This is a genomic window from Ralstonia psammae, assembly GCF_958405935.1.
GTDB lineage: Bacteria > Pseudomonadota > Gammaproteobacteria > Burkholderiales > Burkholderiaceae > Ralstonia > Ralstonia psammae.
Window position 1 is genome coordinate 101217 of the sequence record NZ_CATZBU010000010.1, and the last position, 19673, is coordinate 120889.

Genomic DNA, 19673 nt, shown 5'->3' on the forward strand with positions numbered 1-19673 from the left:
TGTTCGGGCCGGCTGCCAGCCTCCAGCTCATGCGCGCTCGCGTGCCGCTGCGCGGGCTGTGGCCGCGTTCGTTGGGGCGGCAGTTCTTGCTGGCGGTGGTCGTGCTGACGCTGCTGATCTCGGCCGGTGGCATCACGGCGGTCGTGGCGCTGCGCACCTCGGCCGATGCGACCCGGGCGCTGGCCAACGAGCAGCTCACGCAGTTGCGGCAGGCGCAGGCGCTTGTGCAGCACACGCTGCTGATCGAGCGCGAATCGGCGCAGTTGCAAAAGACCGCGTCCGTGGAAGCGCTGCGCCGTCACTATGCGGAGATCCTGCGCAACCTGGAGGCGTTCGAGCAGTTGTCCGAACGCCTGGCGGCCGCCGATGACGATATTGAAGTGCTCGACCTGCATCAGTCGAGCCAGTTGTTCCGCAATGCCGTCAACATCGTCGCGCAGTGGTGGGAAAGCGAATTGCAGCGCGGCGCGGCGGGCGGCCCAAACACCATCAACGCGGCCGCCAGCGCCTCCGCCATGCAGGCCGCGGCGGAGCGCACTGCGGCGGGGCGGCGTTCGGTGGATGCGCTCTACCTGCAGGCCGGTGCCATGGTGGCCTCCGCGCAGCAGGTGTCTGCGCGGCACACGCACGCGTTTCAGCAATCCATGCAGGCGCTGGCCGCGGTGTCGGAGCGCAACGAGCATTGGGTGACGGCGCTGCTGGCCGGTAGCGTGGCGTTTGCCTGCCTGGCTGCGTATGGGCTGCTGGGGCGCCACGTGCTGCAGCGCCTGCTGCAGGTGAGCCGCAGCTTGCGCCATGGCCATTCAGACGGGGCGCCCGGCGCCGTGCCAGTGGCGGGCGACGACGAGATCGGCCAGATGGCCCGTGCGGTCGAACAGTTCCAGCAGGATCGATGGCAGCTCGCCCTGGCACACGAGGCACTCCAGGCCGAGCGCGCGCGTCAGGAGCAATTGCTGCACGAACTGGCGCAGGCGCAGGGGCAGTTGCTGCAATCGGAGAAGATGGCATCGATCGGCCAGTTGGCTGCGGGCGTGGCGCACGAAATCAACAACCCCGTCTCGTTCGTGAACGCCAACCTGGGTAGCCTGCAGCGCTACGTGGCCGGGCTGCTGGATATGGTATCGGCCTACGAGCAGCACGAGGCGGAGTTGGCGCCCGCCACGCGCGCCGCACTGGCGCAGGCCAAACAGGCGGCCGACCTCAACTACGTGCGTGAAGACATGCCGGCCCTGCTGTCGGAATCCCTGGACGGGCTGCAGCGCGTGAAGAGCATCGTGCAGGGCCTCAAGGAGTTCTCGCATGTGGACGAGGCGCAAGTGCAGCGCGCCAACCTGGAGACGTATCTGGAGACCACCGTCAAGATCGTCTGGAACGAGTTGAAGTACAAGGTGGAGCTGGTGCGGGAGTTCGGCGGTATTCCCGAGGTCGATTGCATGCCCGCGCAGTTGAGCCAGGTGTTCATGAACCTGCTTGTCAACGCCGGCCAGGCCATCAACGAACATGGGCGCATTACGCTGCGCACCGGCCACGACGCGCGCAGCGTGTGGGTGGAAGTGGAAGACACGGGCGGCGGCATCCGCCCTGAGCACCTGAGCCGGATCTTCGACCCGTTCTTCACCACCAAGCCGGTGGGGCAGGGCACGGGGCTCGGCCTGTCGATCTCGTACGGCATCGTACGCAAGCATGGTGGCCAGATCGAAGCGCGCAGCGAGCTGGGCAGCGGCACGTGCTTTCGCGTGACGTTGCCATTGCCCACCGAAGTCTGAGCGGGCGCGCAAGCTGTTGATCCGCTTAAAACACGTGCCCCAATGCGGGGCGTGGCCGAGGTTGGTTTTTCAGGGTGTTACCGCGCGGTAATGAAATATTTTCCGATTCAGGGTTTAAATATTTCGGATGAATAACATCGGGTGTGCAATAACTGCACGCAGTTTCCCGATCTTGATAATCACTGCGGCGGATTTACGCAGGCCCATGCGTATTGATGGTGCATATCCCGAAGAAATCCACGGCATTGGGGGATTGGCGCAGCGGGAACCTTTCTCATACGATGGATTTCGTAGCCTTTCCGCTGCACTGCAACGTTGCCGTAGGAGCCAGCCCAATCTGGCTTTGCGGCCTGCAACGGCCAAGCTGATCCCGAAGGAGTGATCCCAATGCATCGACCAAAACGCATGCTTGTCGAGAATGTCGCGTGGGCGCATGAAACCGCCGCGCGTGACCCCGGATTCTTTTCACGGCTGGCACAAGGCCAGCAACCCCAAGTGTTATGGATTGGGTGCGCGGATAGCCGTGTACCCGCTGAAACCATTACCCATTCCAACCCGGGCGATTTATTCGTCCATCGCAATATCGCCAATCTTGTTTGCCCGGCAGACGACAACACGATGAGCGTGCTGGAATATGCGGTGCGCGTGCTCAAGGTCGCGCACGTGATCGTGTGCGGGCATGACGGCTGTGGGGGCGTACGTGCATCGCTGCTGCCGCCGCCCGACGGATTGCCGCACGTGGCACGCCGCATCGCGCCGCTGTGCACACTGGCCGGCCGCCACCGTACCGAACTCGATGCCGTGCCCGATCTGGATGCGCGCGTCAACCGCCTGGCCGAACTCAACGTGCTCGAACAGGTGCGCTGCCTGCGCGAGAGCCCCATCGTGCGCGATGCAGAACGACCGCCACGCGTACACGGCTGGATCTTTGGCCTGGCCGATGGGCATATCCGCGTGCTCGCCTCGGGCGACCCCGATGCGGAACACGCAACCCGCGGCGACATCCTGATGCCCGCCGAGGCCATCGCTTAACCCAATCGGCGGCGGCTTTTGCGGCTGCCGCCGTTTCCCGGCGTTTTCTCTCCTCACGCATGCCGGCGGTGCCCCCGCCCGCAGGCAGGCGTTCGCGCGTGCGCAGTTCATACAACTCCAACAATCATGCAGACACCAACCTCACCGGCATTCTTCCCGCGCGACATGCTCGCCGGGGTCATCGTGTTCTTTGTCGCCCTGCCGCTGTGCCTGGGCATTGCCAATGCGTCGGGCGTCGACCCGCTTGCGGGGCTGCTCTCCGGCATGATCGGCGGCCTGGTGGTGGCGTTGCTCAGCGGCTCGCAACTGAGCGTGAGCGGCCCGGCTGCCGGCCTTGTCGTGATCGTCGTGGATGGCATTGCCAAGCTGGGCGGGTTCTCGGCGTTTCTGGTGGCCGTGGCCCTGGCGGGTGCGCTGCAGTTCGTGTTCGGCATGCTGCGCGCCGGGCGCTTTGCGGCGTACGTGCCGTCGTCGGTCATCAAGGGCATGCTGGCCGCCATCGGGCTGCTGCTGATCATCAAGCAGGTGCCGCTGGCGCTTGGGATGGCAAGCGGGGATGCCGCTGCCGGCGCCGGCACGCTGGCCACGCCGTTCGGCGCGTTTTCGGTCACGGCGCTGCTGGTGACGCTGCTCTCCGCCGCCGTGCTCATCGGCTGGGATACGCCCATGCTGCGGCGTTTCACGCTGGTGCGCGCGTTGCCTTCGCCGCTGGTGGTGGTGGCCCTCGGTATTGGCGTGACCGTGCTGCTCGACATGGTGGCCCCCGGGTTGGCGGCACCGGCCGAGCACCGTGTCAACCTGCCTTCGCTGGCGTCGTTCGGGGCGCTGCTGGATGCGCTGGAGTCACCCGCGCTGGGCGCGCTTGGCAATCCGGATGTCTGGCGCGTGGCGATAGCCCTGGCCATTGTCGCCAGCCTGGAAACGCTGCTGAGTCTGGAAGCCGTCGAGCAGCTCGATCCGAAGAAGCGCCCCGCGCCGCCGGACCGTGAACTCAAGGCACAAGGCATCGGCAACATGGTGGCGGGCGCACTGGGCGGGCTGCCGATCACCTCGGTCATCGTGCGCAGCTCGGCCAATGTGCACGCCGGGGCGCAAAGCCGCTGGTCGGCCGTCGTGCATGGCGTGCTGCTGCTGGCGAGCGTGTTTGCGCTCACCGCCATCGTCAATCTGATTCCGCTGGCGTGCCTGGCCACCATCCTGATCTTCACCGGCTACAAGCTGGCCAAGCCGTCGCTGTTCGTGGCGGTAGCGCGGCAGGGTTGGGACCGCTTTGCGCCCTTCATCGCAACCATCGTCGGCGTGCTGCTGACGGATTTGCTGATCGGCATCGTGATCGGCATAGCGCTGAGCATCGCGCTGGCGATTCGCGCCAACCTGCGCCGCACGATTGTCATGGCGCGCCATCACGATCACTTCCTGCTGTCGTTCCGCAAGGATGTGTCGTTCATGGGCAAGGTGCCGCTCAAGCGCTATCTGGCGAAGGTGCCGGATCACGCAACGCTCATCGTCGACGCTGCCCGCGCGGATTACATCGACCCTGACGTGCGCGAGATGGTCGAGCACTTCATTGAGGCGGCGCCGGCGCGCGGCATCGTTGTCGAGCGCCATCACTTTGATGCGACCGTGCCGCTGCGTGCTCCGGGGCTTCGCATGCCGCGCCTGCCCTTTCTACGTACGGCGCCCAGATAACGTGGAATCGGAGGTTTAACCCATTTTGGGTAATTTAGAGCACTGATTCCAAACATAATCCGCCGGCCTTGCCGATTGGCGAAGGTTTGCGCCACGGTAGGGCTTCGTCTGGCGGCTGCGTACCGACCTGCGATGGCGTCATGACGGGGCATTCCGGCGTTTGACAATGTTTGCAATTGCCATCGACTCGGTTAATAGACTGAATTTGAACGCGCTATCCAGTTAATCGGGTGGCGCGCCGATAAAGGATCGAATCAGGCGAAGGTGCGCGTGATAAAGCGCATTTTTAAAACGGGAGGCAGACATGAAGACATTACAACGCGGGGCCCTGGTTTCAGCGGCGTTGGCCGGCCTGCTTGTGCTGGGCGGGTGCGCCAGCTCCGGCTCGGGCGACATGAGCGGTACCTCCGGCAGCGATGGCAGCTCCGCCAACACCGGCGGTGGCTCTGGCTCCAACGGCTCGGGCGGCACCACGACCACCGCGTCCACCACGCCCACCGGCGACATCGCCTACAAAAGCGGCGGGGTGGTGACGGCCACGGGGGACGCCATCAGCAGCCTGGGGTCGACTGTCGGCGGCAGCAATCTGCCGGGCGCGTCGGCGCTGGGCAACGTGGTCGACAACCTGGGCAATACGGTGTCCGTGCTCGGCACAGGCGTGCAGTCGGGCCTGGGCAGTATCGGTACCAGTTCGAACCCGATCGGCACCACGGTATCGAGCACCGGCAACGTGGTGACGCAGGTGGGGAACACCGTGGACGCCACCGGTGGCCTGGTGAGCAGTCTCGGCACCGGACCGCTGCAACCGCTGTCGCCGGTCACGTCCCCGGTTGGCGGTGCGGTTTCGCAGGTCGGGCAGGCGGTGGCCGGCGCGGGCGGCACGCTCGGCACGGCCTTGTCGACCGGGCCGGTGGAACAGGTCACGCAGCAGCTCAGCTCGGCCGTGGTGCCGCTCACCTCGCAGGTGACCACCGCCACGCAGACGCTGGGTAACACAACGGGCCTGGGTGCTCCGGCGACCAATCTGCTGCAGACCGTGGGCGGCGGCGTGGCGAGTGTGGGCACGTCGCTTACGGCGACGAATGCGCCGGTCGTGTCCGGCCTGGGCGGCGTGGTGACCGCCACGGGTAACACGGTGGCCGCGTTGGGTGGCGTGACCTCCACGCCGGGCGGCGCCACCTCGGCGAACCCGCTGGCGCCGATTACGGGCGCGCTGGGCGGCGTTCCGGGCGGCGGCACGTCCGCTGCGGGTGCGACGGCGCCGGTCGGTTCGCTCGTCACCACGGTCGGCACGTCGCTCACGTCCACCGGGGCCGCGACACCGCTGGCGCCCGTCACGGGTGCCGTCGGCGGCGCACTGACCACCGTGGGCGGCGCGTTGCACCATTGAGCGCATGCAACCCGGTCGAGCCGTTCACGCCGCGTGCGGAACGGCTCGACCGTGTGTTCGTATGCTGCGGCCCGCAGCTTTGGGCATACAGTACGCCTGACCGCGCGCGTTCTTTGCGCGGTATCAGGAGACCGAAATGATCAAGCACGCATTGTTTGCCCGACTCATTGCCAAACCGGGCAAGGAACAGGCAGTGGCCGATTTTCTTTCGGCCGGCCTGCAAATGGCCAACCAAGAAGCCACCACCCCGATCTGGTTTGCGCTGCGCATTGCGCCCAACGTATTCGGCATCTTCGATGCCTTTGCCAGCGAGCAGGACCGCCAGGCGCATCTCGACGGCCCGATCGCCAAGGCGCTCATGGCCAACGCAGACGAACTGCTGGCCTCACCGCCCGAGATTGCGCCGATCGAGGTGCTGGGCATGAAGAACACCGGCGCAAGTTGACCACCGGAAAGCAAAAAAAACCGCCGCATCCAGAAATGAGCCGGATGCGGCGGTTTTGTCTTGCGTGTGCCGTCAGTGGGTTCAACCCGGCACGCGCACCCAGCCTTCCATCAGCACCCGTGCGCTGCGGCTCATGATGGCCTTGGTGACGGTCCATTCGCCATCGACCAGTTTGGCCTGCGCACCCACACGCAGCGTGCCGGACGGATGCCCGAAGCGCACCGCGTTGCGCTCGCCGCCACCGGCCGCGAGGTTGACCAGCGTGCCCGGAATAGCGGCGGCCGTGCCGATGGCGACGGCCGCCGTGCCCATCATCGCGTGGTGCAGCTTGCCCATCGACAGCGCGCGCACCAGCAGGTCCACATCGCCCGTGCCGACCTTCTTGCCGCTGGACGCAACGTAGTCCTTCGGTGACGCCACAAACGCCACCTTGGGCGTGTGCTGCCGTGTGGCGGCTTCTTCGATGCTCTTGATCAGGCCCATGCGCACGGCACCGTGCGCGCGGATGGTCTCGAACATCGCCAGCGCCTTGGCGTCGCCGTTGATGGCGTCTTGCAGCTCGGTGCCGGTGTAGCCGATGGCGTCTGCGTTGATGAAGATCGTCGGGATGCCCGCATTGATCATCGTCGCCTTGAGCGTGCCCACGCCGGGCACATCCAGGTCGTCGACCAGGTTGCCGGTGGGGAACATCGCGCCGCCACCATCACCATCTTCTTCGGCCGCCGGGTCGAGGAATTCGAGCTGCACTTCCGCGGCCGGAAACGTCACGCCGTCCAGCTCGAAGGCACCCGTCTCCTGCACCGCGCCGTTGGTGATAGGCACATGCGCAATGATGGTCTTGCCGATGTTGGCCTGCCAGATGCGCACGACGGCGGTGCCGTTGTGCGGTACCCGGTTGGCGTCGACCAGGCCGTTGCTGATGGCGAATGGGCCGACCGCCGCCGACAGGTTGCCGCAGTTGCCCGACCAGTCGACAAACGGCTTGTCGATGGAGACCTGGCCGAACAGGTAGTCCACGTCATGGTCCGAGCGCGTGCTTTTGCTGAGGATCACCGTCTTGCTGGTGCTTGAGGTGGCGCCGCCCATGCCGTCGATCTGCTTGCCGTACGGGTCGGGGCTGCCGATCACGCGCATGAGCAAGGCATCGCGCGCGGGGCCTGGCTGTTGGGCGGCCGTCGGCAAGTCTTGCAGGCGGAAGAACACGCCTTTGCTCGTGCCGCCACGCATGTAGGTGGCAGGGATCTTCACCTGTGCAGGGTGGCTCATGTTGCCGCCTCCTTCATTGTGTCGGTCATTTCGCGTGGGTGGTGTCGGCGGCCGCTTGCATTCGCGCACGTGCGCATCCCCGCTGCGCGGGGCCCCTGCTTACTGCTCATGCCGCCTCCTTGTTCGATTCCAGGAAGTCCTGCGCAAAGCGCTGCAGCACGCCGCCGGCTTCGTAGATCGACACTTCCTCATCGCTGTCCAGACGGCACGTGACGGGCACTTCCACCCGCTCACCGTTCTTGCGGTGGATGACGAGCGTCAGGTCCGCGCGCGGCTGGCGCGCACCGACCACGTCAAAGGTTTCGGTGCCGTCGATGCCCAGCGTGAGGCGCGTGGTGCCCGGCTTGAACTCCAGCGGCAGCACGCCCATGCCGATCAGGTTCGTACGGTGGATGCGCTCGAAGCCTTCGGCCACGATGGCTTCCACGCCGGCCAGGCGCACGCCCTTGGCGGCCCAGTCGCGCGAGCTGCCCTGGCCGTAGTCGGCACCGGCAATCACGATGAGCGGCTGCTTGCGGTCCATGTAGGTTTCGATGGCTTCCCACATGCGTGTGACCTTGCCTTCGGGCTCGATGCGTGCCAGCGACCCCTTCTTTACTGCGCCATCCACCACGGCCATCTCATTGATGAGCGTGGGGTTGGCAAACGTCGCGCGCTGTGCGGTCAGGTGGTCGCCGCGGTGCGTGGCATACGAGTTGAAGTCTTCTTCCGGCAGGCCCATCTTGGCGAGGTATTCACCGGCGGCGCTGCTTGCCAGGATGGCGTTGGACGGCGAGAGGTGATCGGTCGTGATGTTGTCGCCAAGCACCGCCAGCGGACGCAGACCCGTGAGCGTGCGCTCGCCGGCCAGCGCGCCTTCCCAGTACGGCGGGCGGCGGATGTAAGTGCTCTGCGGGCGCCAGTCGTACAGCGGGCTCACGTTGGCAACAGACGCGCTGCGCTGCTCGAACATCGGGATGTACACCTTGCGGAACTGCTCCGGCTTGACCGATGCGCGCACGATGGCGTCGATCTCTTCGTCGGTCGGCCACAGGTCTTTGAGCAGAATGGGCTTGCCGTTGGCATCGGTGCCGAAGCTGTCGCGCTCGATATCGAAACGCACGGTACCGGCAATCGCATAGGCCACCACTAGCGGCGGCGAGGCCAGGAACGCCTGCTTGGCATACGGGTGGATGCGGCCGTCGAAGTTGCGGTTGCCCGACAGCACGGCGGTGGCGTACAGGTCGCGGTCGATGATCTCCTGCTGGATCTTCGGGTCCAGCGCGCCGCTCATGCCGTTGCACGTGGTGCAGGCAAACGCGACGATGCCGAAGCCGAGCTTTTCCAGTTCGTGCTTCAGGCCCGCTTCTTCCAGATACAGCTCTACGGCCTTGGAGCCCGGCGCCAGCGAGCTTTTCACCCACGGCTTGCGGGTCAGCCCCAAGCGGTTGGCATTGCGCGCCAACAGTGCCGCGGCAATCACGTTGCGCGGGTTGCTGGTGTTGGTGCAGCTCGTGATGGCCGCGATGATGACGGCGCCATCCGGCATCAGGCCCGGCGTTTCTTCCCACTTGGCGGCGATGCCCTTGGCGGCCAGGTCTGCCGTTGCCACACGTGCGTGCGGGTTCGAGGGGCCGGCCATGTTGCGCACCACGCTCGACAGGTCGAAGCGCAGCACGCGTTCATATTCAGCGTTCTTGAGCGTGTCGGACCACAGGCCGGCGGTCTTGGCATACGTCTGGACCAGCTCGACCTGCTCGTCGCTGCGGCCGGTGAGGCGCAGGTAGTCGAGCGTGTTGTCGTCAATCGAGAACATCGCCGCGGTGGCGCCGTATTCGGGGGCCATGTTCGAGATGGTGGCGCGGTCGCCCAGCGTGAGCTTGGATGCACCTTCGCCATAAAACTCGAGGTACGCGCCCACCACCTTCTGCTTGCGCAGGAACTCGGTCAGCGCCAGCACGATGTCGGTGGCAGTGATGCCGGGCTGGCGCTGGCCCGTCAGCTCCACGCCCACGATGTCCGGCAGACGCATCCACGAGGCGCGACCGAGCATCACGTTCTCGGCTTCCAGGCCGCCCACGCCGACGGCGATCACGCCCAGCGCATCCACGTGCGGCGTGTGGCTGTCGGTGCCGACGCAGGTGTCGGGGTAGGCCACGCCGTCTTGCGCCTGGATCACGGGCGACATCTTCTCCAGGTTGATCTGGTGCATGATGCCGTTGCCCGCCGGGATCACATCGACGTTCTTGAACGCTTGTTTGGTCCAGTCGATGAAGTGGAAGCGGTCTTCGTTGCGTCGGTCTTCAATGGCGCGGTTCTTGGCGAAGGCGTCGGGGTCGAAGCCGCCGCATTCCACCGCCAGCGAGTGGTCGACGATCAACTGCACCGGCACCACCGGGTTGACCTTAGCGGGATCGCCGCCCTGGTCGGCAATGGCGTCGCGCAGGCCGGCCAGATCCACCAGCGCGGTCTGGCCCAGGATGTCATGGCACACCACGCGCGCCGGGAACCACGGGAAATCCAGATCGCGCTTGCGCTCGATCAGTTGCTTGAGCGAATCGGTGAGGGTGGCGGGGTCGCAGCGGCGGACCAGGTTTTCGGCGAGGACGCGGGAGGTGTAGGGGAGCTTGTCGTAGGCGCCCGGTTGGATGGCTTCGACGGCCTCACGTGCGTCGAAGTAATCGAGCTTTGTGCCGGGGAGCGGTTTGCGGTGTGCTGTGTTCATGGTGTGGGTGCATCCCTTGTTTCATCCCCTGTCGGGGGCGGGCGGTTGTGGTCCATCCCGGGTATCGTCCCCTGCCGGGGCCGACTCACTTTTCTTTGTCTTGCCAAAGAAAAGTAAGCAAAAGAAAGGCGCGCCCGGGATGGCGACTACCCTTTGAATTTCTGTCGCAGGGAGGGAAGGGAGGCAAACTCGCTGCGCTCAGACAAGCCTCCCTTCTTTTTCCTCCCTGCAACATAAATTCAAGGCGCCATCCAGGGCAGGAACGTCAACGGCCACACCGTCGGTGGGTTTGCGTTGAAGTTCCTTTTCCTGCTGTCTTACGGGCGCTTGCCGATCGGTACGAACTTCAGGTCTTCCGGGCCAGTGTAGTTCGCGCTCGGGCGGATGATCTTGTTGTCGATGCGCTGCTCGATGATGTGCGCGGCCCACCCCGAGGTGCGCGAGATCACGAACAGCGGCGTGAACATCGCGGTCGGCACGCCCATCATGTGGTACGACACGGCGCTGAACCAGTCCAGGTTCGGGAACATCTTCTTGATGTCCCACATCACGGTTTCCAGGCGCTCGGCAATGTCGAACATCTTGGTGTTACTCGCCTCCTTCGACAGCTTGCGCGCGACTTCCTTGATGACCTTGTTGCGCGGGTCGGACACGGTGTACACCGGGTGGCCGAAGCCGATCACGACTTCCTTGGCTTCCACGCGGCGACGGATGTCGGCTTCGGCCTCGTCCGGGCTGTCGTAGCGCTTCTGGATCTCGAACGCCACTTCATTGGCGCCGCCGTGCTTCGGGCCGCGCAGCGCGCCGATGGCGCCGGTGATGGCCGAGTAGATGTCCGAGCCCGTACCGGCAATCACGCGGCCAGTGAACGTCGAAGCATTGAACTCGTGCTCGGCGTACAGGTTGAGCGACACGTGCATGGCATCGACCCACGACTTCGGCGGCTCCACGCCGTGCAGCAGATGCAGGAAGTGGCCGCCGATGGAGTCGTCATCCGTTTCGACTTCGATGCGCTTGCCGTTGTGGCTGTAGTGGTACCAGTACAGCAGCATCGAGCCCAACGATGCCATCAGGCGGTCGGCGATGTCGCGGGCGCCGGGAGTGTTGTGGTCGTCTTTCTCGGGCAGCACGGTGCCCAGCACCGACACGCCGGTGCGCATCACGTCCATCGGGTGGGCGGAAGCGGGCACCCATTCCAGGGCGGCCTTCACGTTGGCGGGCAGGCCGCGCAGTGCCTTCAGCTTGGTCTTGTAGGCCGCCAGTTCGGCCTTGTTGGGCAGCTTGCCGTGCACCAGCAGGTGGGCCACTTCTTCAAACTCGCATGCGCCGGCCAGGTCGAGGATGTCGTAGCCGCGGTAGTGCAGGTCGTTGCCGGTGCGGCCAACGGTACACAGGGCGGTGTTGCCGGCCGTCACGCCCGACAGCGCAACCGATTTCTTGGGCTTGAAGGCGCCGGTATTCGGGGTGTTGTTGTCAGCTTCGCTCATGAATGGTCTCCTTGGATGCGTCAAATATGCAGGCGTGATCGTTATTTCTGTGCGGCAAACAGCGCGTCGAGCTTGTCTTCGTACGCGTGGTAACCGAGATATTGGTACAGATCGGCGCGCGACTGCATGGTTTCCACGGCCGCCTTCTGGGTGCCGTCACGCATCACGGTTTGATAGAAGTTGAGCGCCGCTGCGTTCATTGCACGATAGGCGCCGCAGCAGTACAGCGCGATATCCACGTTGGCGCTGCGCAGCTCGTCGGTGGTAAAGAGCGGCGTGCTGCCGAACTCGGTCAGGTTGGCCAGGATGGGCACCTTCACGGCGGCCTTGAAGCGGCGGTAGTCGTCCAGCGTCTTCATCGCTTCGGGAAAGATCATGTCTGCGCCCGCCTCTACATAGGCGACGGCGCGCTCGATGGCGGCGTCGATGCCTTCGGAGGCGGCGGCATCGGTGCGGGCCATGATGACGAAGCCGTCATCGGTGCGGGCATCCACGGCCGCCTTTACCCGGTCGACCATCTCGTCGGTGGAAACGACTTCCTTGCCCGGGCGATGGCCGCAGCGTTTCTGGCCAACCTGGTCTTCCAGGTGCACGGCGGCCACACCGGCCTTGATGAACGAGCGAATGGTACGCGCAATGTTGAAGGCGCCGCCCCAGCCGGTGTCGATATCGACCATCAGCGGAATCTGCACGGCATCGGTGATACGGCGGGCGTCGATCAGCACGTCTTCCATCGTGCTGATGCCCAGATCCGGAATGCCCAGCGAGTTGGCAGCCACGCCGCCGCCCGACAGGTACACGGCCTTGAAGCCGGTCTGCTCGGCCATCTTGGCAGCGTAGGCGGTGATGGCGCCCACCACTTGCAGCGGTTGGGATTCAGCCACGGCAGCACGGAACTTGGCGCCGGCGCTGGTGGGGTGTCGTGGGGTTGTGCTCATGTGTGGCTCCAGAAAGATCGGCCTAAGAGAGCAGGAAGCGGGCCACCCGCGCGGGCCGATGTAACCCGTTGATTTGTAAGGATGTGACGTTGCCGCCCGGGTGCGCCTTATTTCATAATTGAAATCTGCAATTTCAATATGGAAACCCGCGGCGCATAATAGCCAGACCGCTGTTCTTGCGCCGCGCCGCACCATGAATCCCACTGCATCCGAACTGACCGAGCGCCCCCGCATCTGGGCCTGCGGCATCAGCCGCCTGAGCGATCTCTTCCTCGACATTGCCGCCGAGTACAACGACCGCGCCGAGCTGCGCGTCATCACACGCGGCTTTGAAGATATCGTGCGCGAGATCGAGGCCGCCGGTGCCGACGTGGGTAACCCCAGGCCCGACGTGGTGGTTGCGGGCGGGTCCAACGGCGCATATCTGAAGCCGCGCCTGTCGCTGCCGGTGGTGGTCATCAACCCGACGGGTTTTGACGTGATGCACGCGCTGGCCCGCGCCCGGCGTGATGCGGAATCGGTAGCGCTCGTCACCCACGGTGACACGCCGGAGGAGGTGCGCCGCTTTGTCGCCGCCTATGGCATGGACGTGGTGTTCGCCTCGTACACCTCGCGCCAAGGCGCGGAAAGCTGCGTGCTCGACCTGCGCGACCGCGGCGTGGGTGTGGTGGTCGGCCCCGGCCTGGTGACGGACCTGGCGACGCAGGCGGGCATGAATGCCGTGTTCCTGTACTCGCGTGATTCTGTGCGTGCCGCTTTCGACACCGCGCTGGAAGTCGTGCAGGCCACGCGCCGTGAAACGCTGCGCCGCCAGCGGCTGGACAACCTCCTGCAGCATCTGCGTGACGGTGTGGTCGCGCTGGATGCGCAAGGCCGGGTGGAAGCCATCAACACGCGGCTGGCCACTGCGTTGGGCATCGAGGCCAAGCAGGCCATCGGGCATCCGCTGCTCAGCATCGCGCCCAACCTTCTGGGCCTGCTGCCCGATGCCGACGGCGATACGCTGGGCACCGTGCGGGGCGTGAACTACGTCATCCACCGTGGCCCGCTGACGAGCACCGGCGCGGGCGCCGCAGAAGGCACCGTGTTCACCTTCCAGGAATCCCGCGCGGTGGAGCGGCTGGACCGCACCCTGCGCTCACGCCAGCGCCCGCAGCAGTTCAGCGCGCGCTACCGCCTGGAAGACCTGGTGGGTGAATCCTTGCCCATGGAGCGCGTGCGCACGCTGGTACGCCGCTATGCCAAATCCGACGCCACCGTGCTCGTGCTGGGTGAGTCCGGCACGGGCAAAGAGATGGTCGCGCAGGGCATGCATCAGCTCAGCGCGCGGCGCGACTTTCCGTTTGTCGCAATCAACTGCGGCGCGTTTCCCGAGGCGCTGCTGGAGAGCGAGCTGTTCGGCTACGAAGAGGGCGCTTTCACCGGTGCGCGCAAGGGCGGCAAGACCGGGCTGATTGAAGCCGCGCACCGTGGCACGCTGTTCCTCGATGAAATTGGAGAGATGCCGCTGCCGCTGCAAAGCCGCCTGCTGCGCGTGCTGCAGGAGCGCGAAGTGGTGCGTCTGGGTTCCACCGAGCCCACGCGCGTCGACATCCGCGTGGTGGCCGCCACGCACCGCGCGCTGACCGACGCGGTGGAAGCCGGCACCTTCCGCGCGGATCTGTACTACCGCCTCAACATCCTCAGCATTGCGCTGCCCCCGCTGCGCGAACGGCCCGACGACGTGATGCCCCTGGCCGCTGAACTGCTCGTGCAGGCCGCGCGCCGCGAACCGCGCCTGCTGCTGCGCATTGCCGATACCGAAGAGGCCACCCGCGTGCTGGCCGGCATTGCCGAGCCGCTACGGCGCTACGCCTGGGCCGGCAACGTGCGCGAACTGCAGAGCGTGGTCGAGCGGATTGCGGTGGAACTGGCTTACACCGAAGACGCCAGCGCCATCACGCAAGACGTGCTGCGGCTGATTGCACCGGAAGTGTTTGCCCACGGCACGCCCAGCAAACCGGCGGTATTGACGCTGCGCGAGCGCAGCCGGGGCGTGGAAGCGGCGGAAATACGCGCAGCGCTGGCCGCGCATGGCGGCGATCGCGATGCCGCGTGTGCGGCGCTCGGCATCAGCAAGACGACGCTGTGGCGGCGGTTGCAGGGGGCGGCATCGGTGCGGTAAGTCACTCGTTCCCGCGCCGCTCACCGGCACCGCCGCGACACGCCGGTCAACGTGGCGCCCCATGCAGACTGTCAAAGCAGGGAGCCAAGCAACGTCAGCCCGCCGATCCCGGCGACAACGCTAAGCAGCGCGTTTCGCCACATCAGATAGGTCAAGGCAACACCACAGAGCGCGATCAACTCGAGGCCGAGTTGGCTCGGCATCCCGCTACGTCCAAGCGCGTTTGCAACAAGCACGACCATCACGCAGAGCGGCAATTCCTGATTGAGTTGCGTAACTGTCCGGCTGCGTAGCACCGCGCGGTTGATCATCAACGGCGATGCCCTGAGAAGGATCGTCAGCGCGCTCATGATGCCGACACCGATCCATTGTTCAATGCTGCTCATTCCGTCTCGCTCCTTCAGGACGCTTCCAAAGCGTTACCGCGGACAAGTGCGCGCGCCAGCAACGTCGCCAGTCCGAATCCAAGGGCCGTGATCAACAGATAGTCCGTCGCCAGCCGCGTCGCTGCAAAGTAAGCCAGTACGCCGATCAGTGCCGGGGCCAGCCTTCTTTGCGATAGGTACTGTTCGATAGCGAGAATGGTGAACAGCGATGGCAGCGCAAAGTCCAGGTTGGGAATCCAATCCACAACCTGTTGTCCGAGCAGCACCCCAAGCACGGTTCCCGCGATCCAATAGCCGTGATGGATCAACGTCACTGCCAACGCGAACTGCTGCCGTTTATCTGCGGGAAGGGTGGTGAGAACGGAGTAGTTTTCGTCCGTCAGCGCTGCGACGATATAGGCCCGGCGCCAGCGCTGCGCAGGCAGGTGCTCAATCAACGGGATGGCGTAGAGGACATGGCGCAGGTTGATCAGCAGCGTTGTCATGGCGAATGTGCCGAGCCCCGTGGCGACGCCCAACAACGGCACCGCCGCAAACTGGAGTGCGCCGGCAAAGACAAAGACGCTCATTGCAACCACGACGGCGGGTGACAATCCCGCTTGCATGGCCAGTACGCCAAAAGCAAATCCGGTGGGCAAATAGCCCATCCCCACTGGGGTGGTCAGCCGGAGAAGAACGGCCGCGTCAGACGCCTTCGTGGCCGAGGGCCCTTCATTCCGTCGGTGCGACACGGGAGGTCTCCGATTCTTTGTACAGGGAGAACGACTTGATGAGCGGGCGAATCGCTTCTTCACGGCCAAATAGCGCTACGCAGATCAGCTTGTTCTGCTCGGGAGTGGCAGCCAGGGTTGCTGCCTGCTGATCCTCAGCGCTGGCGCCGATCATGGAGTCGATGAAGACGTTGTGCGGGATGTCCGTACCCCGCAGGGCGCACATCAACTTTTCGAGGGCGGATGAGCGTTTCGCTCGCAGCACGATGGCAGGAAACTCGCTGATGCGGCTTTCCGACGAAAAGGCCGGGCTGGGATAGGCCAACAGGTTCCATGCATCCCGATTGTTTGATCCAACGAGCCCCAGCACGGCGTGTGCGACGGCGTTGATGATCGTGGGGCCTGGAAACTCCGAGTTCACGACGATCACGGTCTTACTTGCGTTGTCTGCGTATGCCATCTTATTCAGCTGCGACGAGAAGTTGTTGATCAGCGGCTGTAGCCAGTGCTTTGCCTGTCGAGCTTGAACGGGTGGGCTGTGCGTATTCAAGCCAGCGGAACTGATGTTCGATCATGTTCGAGATGCCCCACAATTCCCGCTTGGCAAAGCTGGGCCGGACTCGTTCTTATATTCGCTGCCATTTTGTGCAAAAACGATTGAGGGAATTAACCCGGCGTAGATTTTATTGAGTGAGATGTGGGCAAAAAGACTATTGTGAAGCGTGATGAAGGTGAGTGGCCTGCAATTTGCGCAAAATTCCAACTAAGGCGATCCAACGTAGAAAGACAGGAGACCACCCGGCGGAGGCATCATTGCAATATCCACTGCCTTTGGAACGGAATATATTTTTTCTGATTCATCGAGTGGTTTCCCGGTGAGCCATGTGAGAATTGGTTGCAATAAACTCGGAAGCCTGTTCATTGATTCGCGAACGCCTTCTTGGAACATTCGGTCCCCCTCTATTAATGGCGTGATTCGATGTGGGAATCTGAGGGCGTGATAATAGTGCCTTGCCGGGAAAGCAGATTTTTGTTTGCAAAAATTCAATTATTTTATTGCTTGTTTTGCAGCGCTATTGGTTTTTCATGGTCCGATTATTTCGTCGCTGCGGCTATCCTGCTAAGCAGCAATAAGCGAGCAAGCGGATTGCTGCGGAGCCCATCGACATCCGCGACACGGTGACGCGAGCCATGCCGCCCACGATGGCGATCGCGATGCCGCGTGTGCGGCGCTCGGCATCAGCAAGACGACGCTGTGGCGGCGGTTGCAGATGGGGTAGATCAAAAATGACCGGCGTGGGTGGTTGCGGTCGACTGGCGCGATGACTATCGTGCAATCCTCCATCGAGCCTCACTGCGTGTCGACCGGCACGCTACCAAGAAGGTCAACACCAATGGCACAACAAAGCCGCCCCCATATCATTCTCGCCAGCCTGACGCTTGCAGGCGGGGCACGCTATCCGTCTGCCCTCGGCCACCTCATCCGCACGGCTGCTGTTGCGGCCTATCTGGCAAACGTTTTTGAGCTGGACGACGCCGAGCAGCGGCGCATCTACCTCGTGGCGCCCGTGCATGACGTCGGCAAGCTGGGCATTCCGGATGACGTCTTGCTCAAGCCCGCTTCGCTGACCGACGCGGAGCACGAGATCATGCAGCGGCACTCGGACATCGGTGCCGACCTGCTTGCGGGGACGCCCGACCCGACCCTGCAAATGGCAGCAAGCGTGGCGCGCCATCATCACGAGCATTTTGACGGCAGCGGGTATCCGGCCGGCCTTGCAGGTGAAGACGTCCCGCTGGCCGCACGCGTCGTGGCTGTCGCCGATGCGTTCGACGCCATGCTGGAGCCGCGCGTTTACCGTGCAGGGATGCCAGAAGATGACGCACTCGAGGCGCTTGCAGGCCAGAGCGGCCGGTACTTTGATCCCGCGCTGGTGGAATGCTTCCTGAAGAACGTGTCGGGGGTACGGCGTATTCGTGCCGCTGCCGAAAGCCTCGTGCAACAGTACGGCGACGTGTCGAGTGTCATCCGGTTCTACGGAGCGCGAGGCCAATCCCCTGCATTCCTGAGGTATATCCAGACGCTTGGATGACGGTGCGCGGCGGCGCAGCGCATGCATGCAGGCGACGCGTGCTGGACCGACGAAACACCTGGCGGGACCATCCTCCCAAACGGGATCACGCTCTTCGCGCGGATGCTTGCCGCGACACCCAATTTGGCGCGCGTCCACCCTGCTGCGCAATGCCCACACAACCCTTTGGACGGCTTTCCGGTCGGGCCGGAACCGTGGAAAATCGCGCTCCAACCCCGCTCGCCAACCTGTAGTTCGGAATGACAGAAAACAATCCCTCAGAGACCGCTCGGCACGCCCTCAAGCTGCTGGCCTCTCGCAGGTTGGCGCCCACGCCAGACAACTTCGCCTCCATCTACTACGAAATCGCCGGCAGCAAGCCAAATGGCGACGCCCAGGACGACGAACGGATGGCCCTGGTGCGGGAGTTGTGCGAGCAGCTCGCGCGCACGGTCGAATGCTGCCTGCCGGTGCTGGGCGAAGACGATGCCAGCATCGGCCCTGCGGCCTGGGCGCTGATCCGGGCTTGCCGCTCCGATTTCGAAAGCCTGGCCAATCTGAACGCCAAGCTCTCGACCTTCAACCACCGGCTGTCGCTCGCGGCGGAAGACCAGGGCGAGATCCGCCAGGCGCTGCTGGGCCTGCTGCAACTTGTGTTTGAGAACATCGCCGAGCTGTCATTGGACGACCGCTGGCTGCGCGGCCAGATCGAGGCCCTGATGAAGGCCAGCGAAGCCCCCGTGAGCCTGCGCCGCCTGGATGATCTGCGGCGTCGCCTCATGGAGGTGATCCAGAAGCAAAGCTCGCTGAAGACGAAGTCGATCGAAGCCCAGGAAGAGATGAAGCGGCTGCTTGCCGTCTTCATGGAGCGCCTGTCCGCCGCAGCTGAAACCTCGGGCGAGCATCACCGCCAGATGGAAGCCTGCGCCAAGAAGATCGAATCGGCCAACAGCATCGCCGAGATCGCGCCGGCCATTCAGGACGCGTTGTCGGCCACCCGCTGGATGTCGCTGGAATCGGCCCGCAACCGCGACGTGCTGTCGGCGATGAAGGTCAAAGCCGAAGAAGCCGCCGCCGAGGTGGCGCAACTGCGTAAGGCGCTCGACATGGCATCGGCGTCGGCGCGCCACGATCTGCTGACCGGCGCGCTCAACCGCAAGGGTCTGGAAGAAGCGCTGGAGCGCGAGGTGGCCCGTGCCGCGCGCCAGAACACCGCCCTGTCGATCGCGTTCCTGGACATCGACGACTTCAAGTCGATCAACGACACCCATGGCCACAGCTTTGGCGACGATGCGCTGTCGCACCTGGCCCAGGTGGCGCGCGAATCGATGCGCCCGCAAGACACGCTCGCCCGCTTTGGCGGCGAAGAATTCGTCATCCTGATGCCGGACACGCCCCTGGAAGAGGGCGTGCAGACCATCGTCCGCCTGCAGCGCGCGCTCACGCAGCGCTTCTTTGCGGCGGGCGACACCCGCTTGTTCATCACTTTCTCTGCCGGCGTGGCGGAAGTCGGCAAGGATGAACCGCCCATGGCGGCCGTGCATCGCGCCGACCGTGGCATGTATCAGGCCAAGCGCGCCGGCAAGAACAAGGTGGTCAGCGCCTGAAGCGTGCTGACAACCTT

General features: G+C 64.4%; 15 protein-coding genes and 1 pseudogene. 9 read left to right on the plus strand and 7 right to left on the minus strand.

What is annotated here, in order from left to right:
- Positions 1-29: 29 nt before the first annotated feature.
- From R2N16_RS18625 to R2N16_RS18645, 5 genes are all read left to right on the plus strand, one after another.
- Positions 30-1766, plus strand: coding sequence for an ATP-binding protein (locus R2N16_RS18625; protein ID WP_316667348.1), 1737 nt, complete (start codon positions 30-32; stop codon positions 1764-1766).
- A 387-nt stretch (positions 1767-2153) separates the two neighbouring features.
- Positions 2154-2798, plus strand: coding sequence for a carbonic anhydrase (locus tag R2N16_RS18630; protein ID WP_316667350.1), 645 nt, complete (start codon positions 2154-2156; stop codon positions 2796-2798).
- 126 nt (positions 2799-2924) lie between these two features.
- Positions 2925-4487 carry a SulP family inorganic anion transporter gene (locus R2N16_RS18635; protein ID WP_316667352.1) on the plus strand — a complete coding sequence of 521 codons (1563 nt, stop codon included), beginning with the start codon at positions 2925-2927 and terminating at the stop codon, positions 4485-4487.
- Between the two features lie 304 nt (positions 4488-4791).
- Positions 4792-5877: a collagen-like triple helix repeat-containing protein gene (locus R2N16_RS18640; RefSeq protein WP_316667354.1), complete on the plus strand. Its 1086-nt coding sequence runs from the start codon at positions 4792-4794 to the stop codon at positions 5875-5877.
- A gap of 136 nt (positions 5878-6013) precedes the next feature.
- Complete coding sequence (locus tag R2N16_RS18645) at positions 6014-6322, plus strand: putative quinol monooxygenase (RefSeq protein ID WP_316667355.1); 309 nt, start codon at positions 6014-6016, stop codon at positions 6320-6322.
- Between the two features lie 81 nt (positions 6323-6403).
- Here the strand turns inward: R2N16_RS18645 and prpF are convergent, their stop codons facing one another.
- The 4 genes from prpF to prpB all read right to left on the minus strand — a co-directional run bounded on the left by prpF (position 6404) and on the right by prpB (position 12717).
- Entirely contained in the window at positions 6404-7588 is a 1185-nt protein-coding gene (gene prpF, locus R2N16_RS18650) for a 2-methylaconitate cis-trans isomerase PrpF (protein ID WP_316667357.1), read from the minus strand.
- Between the two features lie 106 nt (positions 7589-7694).
- Positions 7695-10292 (minus strand): Fe/S-dependent 2-methylisocitrate dehydratase AcnD, encoded by a 2598-nt coding sequence (gene acnD / locus R2N16_RS18655; protein ID WP_316667359.1) that lies wholly within the window; start codon positions 10290-10292, stop codon positions 7695-7697.
- 317 nt (positions 10293-10609) lie between these two features.
- Entirely contained in the window at positions 10610-11779 is a 1170-nt protein-coding gene (gene prpC, locus R2N16_RS18660) for a bifunctional 2-methylcitrate synthase/citrate synthase (protein ID WP_316667361.1), read from the minus strand.
- Between the two features lie 41 nt (positions 11780-11820).
- Positions 11821-12717, minus strand: coding sequence for a methylisocitrate lyase (gene prpB / locus R2N16_RS18665; RefSeq protein ID WP_316667363.1), 897 nt, complete (start codon positions 12715-12717; stop codon positions 11821-11823).
- A gap of 193 nt (positions 12718-12910) precedes the next feature.
- Between prpB and prpR the strand changes: the two genes are divergently transcribed.
- Positions 12911-14881, plus strand: coding sequence for a propionate catabolism operon regulatory protein PrpR (prpR, locus tag R2N16_RS18670; protein ID WP_316667365.1), 1971 nt, complete (start codon positions 12911-12913; stop codon positions 14879-14881).
- 71 nt (positions 14882-14952) lie between these two features.
- Here prpR and R2N16_RS18675 read toward each other — a convergent pair whose 3' ends face one another.
- From R2N16_RS18675 to R2N16_RS18685, 3 genes are all read right to left on the minus strand, one after another.
- Positions 14953-15267, minus strand: coding sequence for an AzlD domain-containing protein (locus R2N16_RS18675; protein ID WP_316667367.1), 315 nt, complete (start codon positions 15265-15267; stop codon positions 14953-14955).
- 14 nt (positions 15268-15281) lie between these two features.
- Positions 15282-15914 (minus strand): AzlC family ABC transporter permease, encoded by a 633-nt coding sequence (locus R2N16_RS18680; protein WP_316667369.1) that lies wholly within the window; start codon positions 15912-15914, stop codon positions 15282-15284.
- A 64-nt stretch (positions 15915-15978) separates the two neighbouring features.
- Positions 15979-16527 carry a DUF2000 family protein gene (locus R2N16_RS18685; protein WP_316667371.1) on the minus strand — a complete coding sequence of 183 codons (549 nt, stop codon included), beginning with the start codon at positions 16525-16527 and terminating at the stop codon, positions 15979-15981.
- A gap of 634 nt (positions 16528-17161) precedes the next feature.
- Here R2N16_RS18685 and R2N16_RS25535 point away from each other — a divergent pair.
- The 3 genes and pseudogenes from R2N16_RS25535 to R2N16_RS18700 all read left to right on the plus strand — a co-directional run.
- Positions 17162-17257, plus strand: a pseudogene (locus R2N16_RS25535) (helix-turn-helix domain-containing protein); the annotation flags it as partial.
- A gap of 78 nt (positions 17258-17335) precedes the next feature.
- Positions 17336-18070, plus strand: coding sequence for an HD-GYP domain-containing protein (locus R2N16_RS18695; RefSeq protein WP_316667373.1), 735 nt, complete (start codon positions 17336-17338; stop codon positions 18068-18070).
- A gap of 239 nt (positions 18071-18309) precedes the next feature.
- Positions 18310-19656, plus strand: a complete 1347-nt coding sequence (locus tag R2N16_RS18700) for a GGDEF domain-containing protein (RefSeq protein ID WP_316667374.1) — start codon at positions 18310-18312, stop codon at positions 19654-19656.
- Positions 19657-19673: the final 17 nt, after the last annotated feature.